Source organism: uncultured Gordonia sp. (assembly GCF_937858515.1).
Taxonomy (GTDB): domain Bacteria; phylum Actinomycetota; class Actinomycetes; order Mycobacteriales; family Mycobacteriaceae; genus Gordonia.
This window is the reverse complement of record NZ_CALLZT010000083.1, coordinates 22,541-35,063: the sequence shown is the minus strand read 5'-3', so window position 1 is coordinate 35,063 and position 12,523 is coordinate 22,541. Positions and strand designations below refer to the sequence as shown.

The 12,523-nt window shown below is 64.6% G+C and carries 11 protein-coding genes; 2 read left to right on the top strand and 9 right to left on the bottom strand.

The window, feature by feature from the left end; genetic code table 11:
• Positions 1 to 117 precede the first annotated feature (117 nt).
• From Q0627_RS07275 to Q0627_RS07255, 5 genes are all read right to left on the bottom strand, one after another.
• A complete protein-coding gene (locus Q0627_RS07275) occupies positions 118 to 651 on the bottom strand; it encodes a hypothetical protein (protein WP_291013643.1) in 534 nt (177 codons plus the stop codon).
• A 2-nt stretch (positions 652 to 653) separates the two neighbouring features.
• A complete protein-coding gene (locus Q0627_RS07270; RefSeq protein WP_291013645.1) occupies positions 654 to 1,355 on the bottom strand; it encodes a hypothetical protein in 702 nt (233 codons plus the stop codon).
• Between the two features lie 24 nt (positions 1,356 to 1,379).
• A complete protein-coding gene (locus tag Q0627_RS07265; RefSeq protein ID WP_291013647.1) occupies positions 1,380 to 2,177 on the bottom strand; it encodes a hypothetical protein in 798 nt (265 codons plus the stop codon).
• Positions 2,178 to 2,519: 342 nt separating this feature from the next.
• On the bottom strand, positions 2,520 to 4,760 hold the full coding sequence (locus tag Q0627_RS07260) for a type IV secretory system conjugative DNA transfer family protein (RefSeq protein ID WP_291013649.1): 2,241 nt from the start codon (positions 4,758 to 4,760) through the stop codon (positions 2,520 to 2,522).
• A gap of 140 nt (positions 4,761 to 4,900) precedes the next feature.
• Complete coding sequence (locus Q0627_RS07255) at positions 4,901 to 6,112, bottom strand: CHAP domain-containing protein (RefSeq protein ID WP_291013651.1); 1,212 nt, start codon at positions 6,110 to 6,112, stop codon at positions 4,901 to 4,903.
• Between the two features lie 92 nt (positions 6,113 to 6,204).
• Here Q0627_RS07255 and Q0627_RS07250 point away from each other — a divergent pair, with 92 nt between their 5' ends.
• A complete protein-coding gene (locus tag Q0627_RS07250) occupies positions 6,205 to 7,701 on the top strand; it encodes a tetratricopeptide repeat protein (protein ID WP_291013653.1) in 1,497 nt (498 codons plus the stop codon).
• A gap of 24 nt (positions 7,702 to 7,725) precedes the next feature.
• On the opposite strand, the gene Q0627_RS07245 is transcribed toward Q0627_RS07250, so the two are convergent.
• Together Q0627_RS07245 and Q0627_RS07240 are read right to left on the bottom strand one after the other, a co-directional pair.
• Positions 7,726 to 8,082 (bottom strand): DUF5663 domain-containing protein, encoded by a 357-nt coding sequence (locus tag Q0627_RS07245; RefSeq protein ID WP_291013655.1) that lies wholly within the window; start codon positions 8,080 to 8,082, stop codon positions 7,726 to 7,728.
• A 343-nt stretch (positions 8,083 to 8,425) separates the two neighbouring features.
• Entirely contained in the window at positions 8,426 to 9,046 is a 621-nt protein-coding gene (locus Q0627_RS07240) for a LuxR C-terminal-related transcriptional regulator (RefSeq protein WP_291013657.1), read from the bottom strand.
• 234 nt (positions 9,047 to 9,280) lie between these two features.
• Between Q0627_RS07240 and Q0627_RS07235 the strand changes: the two genes are divergently transcribed.
• Complete coding sequence (locus Q0627_RS07235; protein ID WP_291013659.1) at positions 9,281 to 10,018, top strand: response regulator; 738 nt, start codon at positions 9,281 to 9,283, stop codon at positions 10,016 to 10,018.
• Between the two features lie 12 nt (positions 10,019 to 10,030).
• Here Q0627_RS07235 and Q0627_RS07230 read toward each other — a convergent pair whose 3' ends face one another.
• Together Q0627_RS07230 and Q0627_RS07225 are read right to left on the bottom strand one after the other, a co-directional pair.
• Positions 10,031 to 11,038, bottom strand: a complete 1,008-nt coding sequence (locus Q0627_RS07230; protein ID WP_291013661.1) for a ThiF family adenylyltransferase — start codon at positions 11,036 to 11,038, stop codon at positions 10,031 to 10,033.
• A gap of 25 nt (positions 11,039 to 11,063) precedes the next feature.
• Positions 11,064 to 12,374, bottom strand: a complete 1,311-nt coding sequence (locus Q0627_RS07225; RefSeq protein WP_291013662.1) for a hypothetical protein — start codon at positions 12,372 to 12,374, stop codon at positions 11,064 to 11,066.
• Positions 12,375 to 12,523 lie beyond the last annotated feature (149 nt).

Genomic DNA, 12,523 nt, shown 5'->3' with positions numbered 1-12,523 from the left:
AGGGCACTGTGACCAGTTCGCCATCATCATCGCCAGGCCCCACTATGCAGCCAGACGCCAATATCGCTGATCCCATGATCAGAGCCGCGGCTGACATACGGGCCGGACGAGAGTAATTCACTGCAACTCCTTGTGGGGTAGTTCGGCCGGACTCTGGGCTGGTGTGTCGCGCGCAGCGGACGTAGTCTCGCCGGGCACCAGGGCATCCGGCGCCGTAGTCCGTTGGGGTGCCAGATCGTGGCGCAGTTCAGCCAATTGTGCGGTAAGTCTATGCATCCGCTCGGCGTGCTGCCTATGACGGTCGCGGGCACGCTCTGCCCGATCCTGGGCGGACCTGATCAGCCCGTCCGCGATGGCGTCCTGGCGCGCTACTTGCTCGTGGAGAGCATTCACCGCCGAGGCCAGTTGGGTGGCCAACCATTCGTCGAGGACATGGCCGTGATTGTCTTCCAGACCGGGCAGCATCCGCTCGATCTGCCCTTCGATCAGCCGATGCAATTGCCCGGACTCGCCCATCACTTCCTGTGGAAGTGGCTGCGCCATAGGGGCATCGATGGCTTCGGGACCAAAGTCGCGCCGGGTGAAACCGGTCGTCCACGGATCGGTGGTCGTCGGGGTGATCGGTTTTGGCTTACGGCTGAACCAGCGCATCGTCAAAGTCCTTTCGCAGTAGAACCAGGAACGTGGTCAGTAACCTGTGGGGCGCCGGCGGCCAGCGTCAGTTCCGGGACCGAATACGCCTGGCGCACCTCGTCGGAGTCGGGATGAAAGCGCAGATAGCGCGTCCAGTAGAGGGCTACGAGCTGCGCCCACAACTGTCGCGCGGCCTCACGGTGCTGCAGGGCATCGCTGATGGCGTTCGCACGACGCTCGGCCAGTGCGGCCCGTTCCTTCTTGATCTCGCCAAGCCGCGCGCGAAGGGCCGCCTGCTCGCTGACCTTCGCCGCCCGAACCGCGTTGGCCTTACGCCTCCCCCTGCGGGCCGCGACATCTTCCTCGTCGCGGTTGCGAGCCACTTGTTCGGGGATCTCGAAGCCATCCAGGTCCGTCTGCACTCGACGCTGCTCAGCGGCCAGGGCCTGATCGTTGACGTCGATCTCCAACAAGTCCGCTGCGAGGATCTTCTCGTTGTTGGCACTGGAGTTGCGATACTTGGCCTGGATCTGCTCGGTCGCGGGAGTGTGTCCGGTCGCGGCATCTGGAAATAGACCACTCTTACCGTCGAGTCTGCCGTCTCGGCGGACCCTGCGCTCGTGCTCCCGAGATGCCTCCGACCAACGGATCGGACGGTCATCGTCGCCGTCGCTGTTGGGTTTCGACGGCCGCAGGCTCGGCCGTCCAAAAGGTAAATGCATGATCTTCTCCTTACTGCCGCGCGATCAGCTTTCCGGTCCGGGGGCCGGGATCAGATAGTCGGTGAACTCCGGATTGCCCTTGCGCGCCACGAGGTACACACGCGCGTGCGCCGGCCCGTGATTGTGGTAGCGCTCCGTCAATGCCGCCTCAGCCTTGCGAGCGCCTTCGGCCCGGGCCTGTTTCGCGGCTTGGAGTGCTTCGACTTCCGCTTGAGCCTTGACCATATCGGCCCTGGCGCGGTCGGCCTGCCGACGCGCCCGTCCGATCCGGGCCTCGGCGATGCCGACACCCGCCGACTTGGCAAGCGAGTGCACCGCCAGGCCGGCCACCAGCGCAGCGATTGCCAACACACCGAGCGTGAGCAGCGTCCACAGCAGGTCGCGGCCGAAAACATTGTCGTACGCCTCCTTTGCCACCGCATCAAGCACGGCCTCGTCGGCCTCACTATTCGACAGAATCTCGGCACTGCGCGCGTCGCGTCCCGCAGTTGTGGCGAGCGCATCGGCTCTGCTGTATGCTGCTCCGGCCATCACCGCAAGCCCGAAGATCACCGCGATCGCACCAACGACTCCGAACTGCCGTATTGCGGCCATCCGCGGGACTTTCCCACCCGGTACGCCCACTTCGTGGATGACTGCACTTGCCCGAGCCACGCAGAAGCCCACAGAGGCCCAGACAATCAGATAGGCGAGGGTGACGACGATGCCGACCGCTGTCCGCTGATCGGCTGTGGCGCCGGGGAGGAGTTCGTCGATAACCAGTCGCATCATGACGTACTCGCCCTGCACCAGCAGGCCCATCACAATGACAGCAATCATCATCAGCTGCAAAGATATCCACAGCGGAGCCGCCAGCAGCCGGCGTCGCCCGGCGGCCCTGTGCTCACCGATGCTGACTCCGTCGGGATGCCGTACGAGTGGATCCTGTGTCACATACATGTTTTCGTCCTTTCATTCTGGGCACCGGCAACGCGCGTGCAGGCGCCGTCCAGATCGGAGTCGAGTATCATTTCCGGACCTCTCCTGACGCCCTCTGCTGACATAGGAATAGCCGTTTCCCCACGGTCCGCAAGCTCATCAATATACCGAATCAGGTCCGCGATAGCGGCTCCCAACTGAGAAGTTCGTCGTAAACGATGAATCGGTATGCCCCCTGAACTGGGGCTATTGACGACCGGCCGATCCGGCGTCCCCGCTCCCGGCAGCTTCATCAGATTTGGCTGTCTGCCTGCGCTTTTCCAGCCACTCATCGAGGAATGACGGTTCCTCCTTCTTGCCTGGGACGGGCCGCGGCCGGGAACCGTCCTCCGGGTACTCGACGTCAGGATCGAACTGCTTGATCCGTCCGTTGAATTCCGCGACACGACCCCGGCTTGCGCGCACGACGGTATCGGCATCCGCATGCCGGCACGGGTGGGTCTGTCCACCCACTATGACGGTGTGTGGGCACGAGCTCACCGACTCCGAGGCGGTCCGCACCACCATGGCGTTGAAGGTCGGCAGGTTCGCCAGCGTGGTGGTATCGATCTGCCTTCCCATGACGGCGGCCTGTTCGTCGGCGTGCCGACCGCCGACGCGGAACATCACGGTGGTGCCGACGTTTCCCGATAGACCGTTGCGGATGTCGGGGGCGAGCTGGTCGAGATACTGGTGTGCGACTGTCACCGACAGACCGAACTTCCTTCCCTCCGAAAGCATGTTGACCAGTGATCCGGCCATCACCGCGTGGGCTTCGTCGACGATGACGTGGAATCGGCGATCGGTGTTGCGGTTCATCGCTGCCACCCAGAATCTGTTGAGCAGCAGGTATCCCAGCATCCGGGCACCGGTCGAACCGATCTGGCCTTTCGCCAAGTCCACCAGGATGATCCGGCCGTCGTCCATCGCCCCGACGGGGTCGTAGGCGTCGGCACCGGACCCGAGGATCGCCCGCAATGCCGGGCTGGCCGAGAACCGTTCGAACTTGCACGTCGTCCAGGACACCAGATCGGCGTACTCGTTCGACTTCGTGTGCCGGTCGTCGTTGTACCACCACTGCTTGACCCGCGGGTCGGTCAGCTTCTTGAACAGCGCCCTGCGCATACCCTTGTGGTCCAGGATGATCGGGACATCCAGCAGGCTGGCCCGGTTTCCGCGCAGCAGCGCCAGACCACGCAGCGCATATCCCAGACGCTCCTCGAATCGGGGTCCGACAATGCCGGTGCGTTTGGGGTCGTACAGTTCGTAGAACATCTCGCACATGTCGGCGATCGCGGTGTCGAGCTGCGTTTCATCGCCACCGGCAAGAGGATTGAGCGGAACGACATGCTCGAGGTCGTCGGCGCGGACCACCTGGACACGGTCCGCCGCGCACTCGGGCAACTCTTCGATGATCCGGTCGACGAGCGTGCCGTGCGGATCAAGGACCAGCGCGCCGTGACCGCTGTGTGCGATCTGGTGCACCATGTCGGCCAGCAGAGTGCTCTTACCGGTTCCCGTGGCTCCCACGACATGCACATGCCGGCGCAGTTCCTCGTCCTCCAATGCGGCATCGATCGTCTCGTGGGCGTCGGTACGGGCGAAACCGATTCTCACCGTATCCGATTCGTCGGCGTACGTCCCGAACGCCTCGGACGTCATCGAAACCGGAAGCGGCGCGGGCGATCCCGACAGGAAGCCAACGGGCACGACGTCGCTGACGGGCAGCGGGAGGAGCAATGCCAGTTGGGTGTCCGCTGCTACGCAACGCAGTTCGGCGATCTCGCCGGTCGCCGGCACCGCGCGCAATCCGGGAAACCAGTTCTCGGCGGCGGCACGCACACTCAACGGCGGCTGCGCGGCACCGACGAGCGTGATCGTCACCCGGAACGACGATTGTGCACCCGCACGCACCGTCACGTCGACTCGACCGTCCGGCCAGGTCGACAGTGCCCGCCACAGCCGGTGGTAGTCATCTTGTGCGACAGGATTTTCAGCCGTCCACTCGTAGGCGCGGATGGTGGTTTCCCCGGCCCCGCCGTTCTCGCCGGTGATGAAACCGAAACGGCTGACGTCCGGGCGCAGAATCCACCGGTGCTCGGCCAACCGAGCAACCGCAGGTACGTCTTTCCGGGAGGACGTGGTCTCCACATACGGATCGAGCACGGTCGCGAGTTCGTCGAGAAGCTCACCGGACCCAGCGGGTCCGGTGACGTGCACTCGCACACTGGTGGTGGGTGATCCGGTGACGCCGTCGGCGGCACGGCCCACCGACAGATGCAGCACCGCATCGGGAACCATCCCGATCATCGACGTGATCGAATCGAGCACGTCGGTCCGGACCCTCGTGCCGGTGGCCGGTCGCACACCGACGATCAACAGGTCGCCGCGTTCGGCGGCCTCACGATCGGCGATAGCGTCGACCGCGTTGAGATTCTGCCGTCTCATATCTGTCCCTTTCCTCGCTACGTACCTGTGGATCCTTTTCCCCACGGATACGGCGAACATGTCGCCGCCCGAATACGAGCGAAGATGTCGCCGGCCGCCCCGGAACCGGTCGCGACCGGCGACATCTCGCGGTCACGCCACTACCTCACGGTCACCGTCTTGCACCCGACCTGCGGGTTGTGGTTGCCGTTGCCGATGTTGATCGCGTAAGCGCACACCGTCTGCGGGCCGCGCGCCGAGGTCGTCAGCACCCGGTCGAAACCGTGCTGACCACCGATCCCGAACGCGCGGTTCACATCCGGACGGCTCACATTCGCCGGGAAGACCAGAGCCCAGGATCCGGGCTGTCCGGGCTGCGGGCCGATGTAGACGTGCACCGTCAGCGAGGCCGAGCTGTCGTCGGGGTCGTAGGTCCACCCGCGCACCCGCACCTTGCCACCGCCGAGCGCGGTCACTTCGTCGACAACGCCACCGGGCTGCGGACTGCTGATGGTGACCGTGCGGCAACCGAGGTGCACGTTGCCGCCGCCACCGATATTGATCGCGTACAGGCAGACCTGCGTCGAACCGACCTTGCCGGTGTTGAGAACCGCGTCGAATCCGTGGTTGCCGCCGATCCGGTGCACATTGTTCACGTCGGGACGCGACCCCTGCGCGCGAAGCGGATAGCCCTGTGCACCTGCTGAACCGGCCGGACCACCGACGTAGACGTGGACGTCGATCGACGCTCCTGAGTTGTCCGAGTCGAATGCCCAGCCCCGCACGCGTACCCGGCCGGTTCCCGGTACCGACACCTCGTCGATGTTTCCGACGGGATTGGCTCCCGACGGTCCGAGATTGCGCGGCCGCAGATACCCGCTCAGGTGAGCTTTGGTGATCGACATGATCTTGGCGGCACCGGGATTCTGCGACAGCACCGAGATGTTGCCGCCCTGATCGCCGAGCACGATGGCGACATGCCCGGCGCTGGTGTACGGCCAGCTCGTACCCCACACCGCCACATCACCTTTGCGTGGCGTGACGCCCGGTGAGAGCTTCTCGTAGTGGCTGGACGGCGCGGCACCAAACAGCTGTGCCGCGTAATTGACAGCGATCCTGGGCGCCTTGACGACGTCCCGGTTGTAATAATTGAACAGGTCGACACACTGCGCGCCGTAGGCACCGTCGTAGTCGGCGTAGCTGCCATTCCACCGATTGACGAATGCGTCGACCGTGCCGTTCGCGTGGGCGGGAGAACTGACCCCGGCCAGCCCGACGATGCCGAGCACCACGCCCAGCATCGCCACCAGCACCCTCCTGCCGACGGTGCGGCGAGCCGACGACCGGCCCGCACGCGGATTGTGTCGCGTCATGGCGTCACTCCTTCTCTTGCTCAGGCGGCCGCCTCTTGCGGTCGCATATCTTTGACCGTTTCCCCACCGCCGAATACGACTACGCTCAGGTGATGACTGACGACGATGACGACGCCGAGTTCCGGGAATGGGACCGGCGGGCCTGCGAGCTCGACGAGATCGCCACAGCGGCGGCCGAACGCGGCGATCTGGCCGCGGCCGGTGCGGCACATGTCGAACTTGCCGACCACATGTTCCAGGTCGCGCCCTACGATGACGTGATCGACGAGTATCTGGCCGCCCGCGAGGCATATCAGCAGGTCGACACCGTGATGGCGACACGCTGCATGCTAACCATCGGATTCATCGCGGAGAGTGTCGGCGACTACCACACCGCTCAGCAGGCGTTCACGATCAGTTGTGACGAATGGGACGAGCATGGTGAACGCCGTCTGCACGCCGAGGCGAGCAACAACGTGGGAGGCATGGCGACGCACACCGGCGACTACGAGATCGCCGAACAGGCTTTGCTCATGGCGATCGCCGAGTACGAGGATCTCGGCCTTCCCGACGAAGCTCTGGGCCCGCGAATCAATCTCGCAAATCTGTACCGGCGCGCCGGACGCCGAGAGATGGCCGAGTCCGAGTTTCGCGCCGTGCGATCCGCTCTTCCCGCAACGTCTCGCGTGTCCATCCTTTGCACGGCGTCGTTGGGTGCACTGAATGTCGAATCCTGCCGATTCAGCGAGGCAGTCAGCGAATTGACCGATGCTGTCGAGGGTTTCACCGCTATCGGCGCCATCGACGATGTCCGTGACACAACCATGGCGCTCGCCTTCGCACGCGCCATGTCGGGTGATCTGGCGAGTGGCATTTCGACGCTCCTCCAGGTGCGACAGGAGTTTTCCGACATCGGCCGACCGGACAAGGCGGCCGTGTGCGACTACAATCTCGCGATCTTCTATTTTTCCCAGAATGATTTTGTAGCCTCCGATTTGGCATTCGAGCACGCTGCCGACGGCCTGGCCCAGGCTGGAATGCACCATCAGATACCCAATCTCTCGTGGAACAGAGTCAAACGCCTACTGACCGAAGCAGGCATGAACCCGGCGCGGCAGGACGAACTGGTCGCCGAAGCCCTCGACACTGCGGTGTCGTCCGTGATCGCAATCGACTATCAACGATTTCAGTTCGCCGACAGCAGGCGCCGTGCAGAGTGGACAGCGACATTCGCCGACCGCCTGGCCACCGCCTTCGATATGGCCCACAAGTTCGGGCGACCCGATCTGGTGGCCGATCTCATCGAATCCGGCATCAACGCCGGCGTACACAACGGCCACGCCGATGATTCCATGAATTCCCTTGCACCATTCGATAATTCAGAATCCGGTTCCCCGCGGTTCGAAACCCCTGACGACGATGAATCCGCGGAGACGCTGAGTGCGGCCGCGAGACTGCTGAGCACAGCCGCACTCCCGATGAACCCGCCGCCGGCGCTCATCGCCGCATCGAATACGTTGCTGCTCGGACCCCAACGCGAGCTGGCCGGCCGACTCGATCCCCTGCTTGCCGACGTCCTCGCCGCCAGCCCCGAAGTCCGGCTCTGGTAACCGGACTCCGCACGAGGTCGCCGGCTACCCTTTCAAGATCCGCGCGACCACCTCGTCGACCACCTTGTCGCACTCCTGCCGAACGACGTCCTTGTAGCCCGGCACCTGGGTATCCAGGAAGTGTTGGGCGCCTTCGTGGTCTTCGCTGTCGATGAGCGCCTCGAATTCTGCCAGCTGTACGTCGGTGAGGCTTTCGGACAGGCGCGTTCCCACTCGAAGCTCAAGTTCTTCGTAGGCCAGTCTCGCGATCTCGACTACGTCGTTGTCGCTGAATGCGCCGGGTAGCCGTTGACGCAGCAGAACATCGAGCGGGATCAACGAATCGGGTGCGTCCTTGGTAGTTCCGGTGCTGCTGTCGGTCGGATCGGTGGCCACAGTCATCTCGGTGTTCTCCTTGTCCCGTGAAATAGCTACATCCGCATATCCGTTTCCCCACCGCAACACGATGAGATTCACCTGAGATTCGCCTTAATGGACGATGTGCCGGCGCCCCTGGCCGGGCTACCGTGAGCACCACACGCCAGCGGGTCGGATATGGGGATGGTGAGGACAACGATGTACGCGTGCGAACGGTGCTCGGAGCCACTGGTTCCGTGCCCGGATTGCGGTGGTCACGCCGGCAGTTACAGCATCGCCGGGCTTCTCACCTGCCGACGATGCCGTAACAGCGGACGCTTGTGCCGCGCCCATGATGCGCTGTGGAAGCTGCCCGCCCCCCGTGTTGTCAGCGATTGAATTGGTCGCCGTCGAGCCAGCCGTCGGCGATCAGTTCGATGAGCAGTTGTGACTTGTTGTTCACCGCGCGGCCCGCGTTGCTGTACCTGGTGACGACGCGGCGGAAATGGGTGCGGACGGTGCTCTCGGAGATGTAGTGCCGCCGGGCCGTCTCGTAGACCGTCGACCCCAGCACATACGTCGACAGCACTCCCAGTTCCCGTTCGCTGAGATGAACCCTGCCCTTTTTCGGGGTCGGCGCCTGTCGTCCGGAGTCGAGGACGGCACGCAGCCGTGGTGCCGACTCGGCGACATCGGGAAGGATCAGGGCGTTCGATCCCGCAGCGCCGTCGGCGATCCCGATTCCGACCAGAAGTGCGTCGGGAGCGGCGGCCCGCGCACGGACAAGGCCGCGTGCACTGCGCGCGACGACCGCCCTGGTTCCGGGCAGCAGCATCGCGCCCGCGGGATACTCGTCGAGGTCGACCGAGGCGCAGTCGTGTCCGAAACCCCTGATCAGGGCGACGTACGCGGCGTCGGCCAGGTCGTGTTCGGCGACCACCGCCACCTCGTGTCCTGAGGGTAGCGGGTTGACGGCGATCTCAAGGGCGTCGTTGATGTCTGCGGTCATGTTCGGCTCCTCCGTCAAGGGACTGCTCCGGTTCGGTTGTCGCCACAGCTGGCCCCACCCGTCGGCCGCTGCGTCGTTCCGCTGTTCCTGCTGTTCCAGATTCATCTGTTCGGAGCGGGTGTTCAGCACTCTGGACGACAGCTTTGGGTGCGAATCACGCGTAGGATGGGATGTTCTAGTGAGTTGCACCCCTTATCGCGCACAAGTCGACACTGTTCAGGCATAATCACGCATATGCCTTCGGGAATGCGCATCCTCATCGCCTCGCCCCTCGGTGACGTCATCGCCGCTCCGCTGAACGCCAAGTTCGCCGACGCGACCATCACCGTCGCGCGGGACCGGGCCGAGTTCAAACGTGCCATCGACGCACAGGTCCGCTTCGACGTCGTGGCGGCCGACCTCATCTTCAACCGCGCCGACCTGGAGTGGACGTTCGACGGCCTCGACGTCATCGACGGGCTCCGAAAAGCCAACCGGACGGCACCGGTCCTGCTTGCCACGCAAGGACATTCGATGGAAGAAGACCACCTCGCCGAGGCCCGGCTCCGCAACGACGTGGCCGGGGTGGTCGCCAAGGCCGACGGCTTCCAGGCGCTGGCCACCGCGATGCAGACCGTGGCGCTCGGGCAACCAATGCGGGCCCCCGTCACCGGAAGCAGTCGGCCGTCGCTGTTCACCCAGTTCCAGGGACGCAAAGGCATCACCGCCGCACGGATGGCCGGGGCCATCGCGTCAGGCAACGCCGCCGACAACGCCACCCTCGCCGCGGTCACCAAGGTGTCGATCAACACCGCCAACAAGGTCGCCACCAACTACATCGGCCCGCTCATGCGCGCACGCAACGAACACGACGAGCGGCTGCCGCTGACCCAGCCGTCGGTATACCGCTGGTGCGGGCTGCACGCGCGGTACATCGTCAGCTGGTGCCGGCGGCACGACCACTCCGATGTGCTTGAGCCGCATCTGGATTAGATGTCGTCTGGATTAGATGTCATCGATCCGGATGCGATGGCGGCCCGACGGGACGTCGGCGCCGCAGACGATGCGCCGGGCGGTCACCGCGCCGACGGCTCCGGCCAGCGTGGAGGCGCTGCCCAGTTGCGGCCACGACGGGATCGTCTTGCCCACCTGGCCGAGCGCGACCGTCATCCGGGGGCTGATGTCGTCGCCGACGATGGCCCCGGCGATCCGCACCCGCTGAGCCGGATCGCGCAGCGCCTCGGGGTCCAGGTCCGTCACGTCCCCGGCGTTGCCGTGGAACAGCGGGTAGCCGGGGTCCAGGTCGTAGCGTTCGACGTCGACGATGACGTTGTCGCCGTCGTCGGTGACCATTACCACCGGAACTCCCAAAGCCCTGGCGTGGCGGCGGATCTCGACCTTGGTCGCCAGATCGTCGACCTCCTCCAGCACGATGTCGGCGGGCTGGGTTCCGCGTCCGCCGAGGAATGCGCGGGCATTCTCGGCGGTGTACCCGTCGCCGAAGACGGTGACGTCGGTGTACGGGTCGGCCTCCAGAATCCGTCGTCGGGCGAGCTCGGCCTTGGACTTGCCCAGGTCGCACACCGAGCCGGCGAGCCGGTTCAGGTTCGTCAGGCCCAGGGTGTCGGGGTCGGCGATCCGTAGAGTCCGCGCGCCGGTCATCGCGCACGCGTGCAGGATCGACGCCCCGACGCTCAGCCCCGCGACCGCGACCACCGCACCCGACCAGCGGCGCTGCTCGGCGTCGGTGATCAGGTAGCGGTTGCGTGCGGTGCGCAGCCGGTAGAACGTCTCCGCATCGGGCAGACGCACCATCGCCTGTCGCCACGGGTACACGATGTACCGGGTGATCAGGTCCGCGTCGCCGGTGCCGGGATATCCGCGGATGGGATCGAGCCGGAACAGTTCGACGAGTTCTTCGCGGGCGATGTTCCATGCGTCGACGACGTCGTACTGGTCGGCGAGTTCGGCGATGCGGTCGCGGTCGTCGACGGGGTGCAGGATCTCGATCATGTTGTGCTCCTTTGGTTGTGGTTGATCAGACGGCCGGGCGGACATGCGCGTTCTTGGGTGCGCCCGGAACGAAGGGACCGGTTCCATGAACGTGGAAGTCGATTCGGGGGGTGGTGCGATCGCCGTATTGGCCATGCAACGTCCGGAATTCAGAGTTGTTGGCGATGAGTGCGTCCAGGCAGCGTCCGACCAGCGCTTCTTTCAGGGCGCTGGTTTCCTTTCCCGATTCCGCGACTTCGACTGAGATTGTCAGAGTCTGGTTGAAATCGCCATCGAATTTCCGGTCGATGACGAACCGGCCGGTGACGTGGTCGATCACTTCGTCGGCGTCGAACGCCTCCTGCAGGTCACCGGCATAGATGTTGAGGCTGTAGAACTGCGCGACGACATCGGGTCGCCCGGCGAGGACCAGGAAGCCGTCCGCGGGATCGATCCGATCAACCAGATCCCCATGGCCGCAACCATTCACGATGCTTCGCAGGGCCGCGCCCGAGAACACCGCACCCTGATCGTTGATGCGGTAGCGGATCATCGGGATCGACGAATCGAGGGTGAACAGCAGGAAACCGTCGTCATCGACCTCGGCGTACCGCCGCTCCGGGTCATACCGGACGAATGTCGGCTGCCGAGTCTGGTTGCCCCCGAACAGTTCCAGGCTCAACACCGCGTCGGTGGCGGCACGGCGGCGGATGTCGGTGGTCAGCGCAGTCTCATGTCCCATCACACCCGCCTCGGCGGTACCGTAAATCAGGCATACCCGACCGGGATCGCCGGGATGCCCGATCCGGTTCAGCACGTGATCGCGCCACGATTCGGTGATCGCCTCCCCCGCCAACAGGATCTTGATGTCCTGATCAAGCGCACTCTCGGGTGCCTTATCGAGGACATCCTTGATCGACGGCGGATAACCGGCCAGCACCACGTGGTCGTAGCGCGGTCCGAGGGCGGACAAGGTGTGCACCGCCATATCGACCGGGAGGCCGGGGGTGACCATCGACAGCCGGTACCCACGCTCACGCAGACCCAGCATCGCCTGGTAGGTATAGGTCCCGCCTATCCAGGTGCCCATCGCAAAGCACACGATGACGAGCGTCGTTCGGGTATCGGCGCCGAAGCCGTCGCGGAGAATCCGTTCGTGGGCATCGACGGCATCGTCGAGCGCGACCTCGTCACGCGGGACGAACGTCGGCACACCCGACGAACCGGACGTGGACGACCATGTGCCGCATCCGGCGATATCGCCATGCCACATCAGATCCTGCACCTCGTAGCCGCGCAGGTAATCGGCCTTGGTCGTGGCCGGGAGGGCCTCGAACTCGGCCGATCCACCGACCATGGTGGTGGTATTACCTTGCGCACGAAGGTAATCCGCGTATGCCGGGACATCGCGTATCGCGCGGTTGGTAGTCTCGATAGCGTGCGCGAGGCCCGCCCGTGTCGTCGTATACAGAGGTCGTACTAATTCACTGGTCATGCCTTCTTGAC

Excerpts from the sequence above, each read along its gene's own strand:
- Q0627_RS07230 (WP_291013661.1), bottom strand. The coding sequence starts at position 11,038 with ATGATCGAGATCCTGCACCCCGTCGACGACCGCGACCGCATCGCCGAA.
- Q0627_RS07245 (WP_291013655.1), bottom strand. The coding sequence starts at position 8,082 with ATGACTGTGGCCACCGATCCGACCGACAGCAGCACCGGAACTACCAAG.
- Q0627_RS07260 (WP_291013649.1), bottom strand. The coding sequence starts at position 4,760 with ATGAGACGGCAGAATCTCAACGCGGTCGACGCTATCGCCGATCGTGAG.
- Q0627_RS07275 (WP_291013643.1), bottom strand. The coding sequence starts at position 651 with ATGCGCTGGTTCAGCCGTAAGCCAAAACCGATCACCCCGACGACCACC.
- Q0627_RS07240 (WP_291013657.1), bottom strand. The coding sequence starts at position 9,046 with ATGACCGCAGACATCAACGACGCCCTTGAGATCGCCGTCAACCCGCTA.
- Q0627_RS07255 (WP_291013651.1), bottom strand. The coding sequence starts at position 6,112 with ATGACGCGACACAATCCGCGTGCGGGCCGGTCGTCGGCTCGCCGCACC.
- Q0627_RS07270 (WP_291013645.1), bottom strand. The coding sequence starts at position 1,355 with ATGCATTTACCTTTTGGACGGCCGAGCCTGCGGCCGTCGAAACCCAAC.
- Q0627_RS07250 (WP_291013653.1), top strand. The coding sequence starts at position 6,205 with ATGACTGACGACGATGACGACGCCGAGTTCCGGGAATGGGACCGGCGG.
- Q0627_RS07235 (WP_291013659.1), top strand. The coding sequence starts at position 9,281 with ATGCCTTCGGGAATGCGCATCCTCATCGCCTCGCCCCTCGGTGACGTC.
- Q0627_RS07265 (WP_291013647.1), bottom strand. The coding sequence starts at position 2,177 with ATGATGATTGCTGTCATTGTGATGGGCCTGCTGGTGCAGGGCGAGTAC.
- Q0627_RS07225 (WP_291013662.1), bottom strand. The coding sequence starts at position 12,374 with ATGGTCGGTGGATCGGCCGAGTTCGAGGCCCTCCCGGCCACGACCAAG.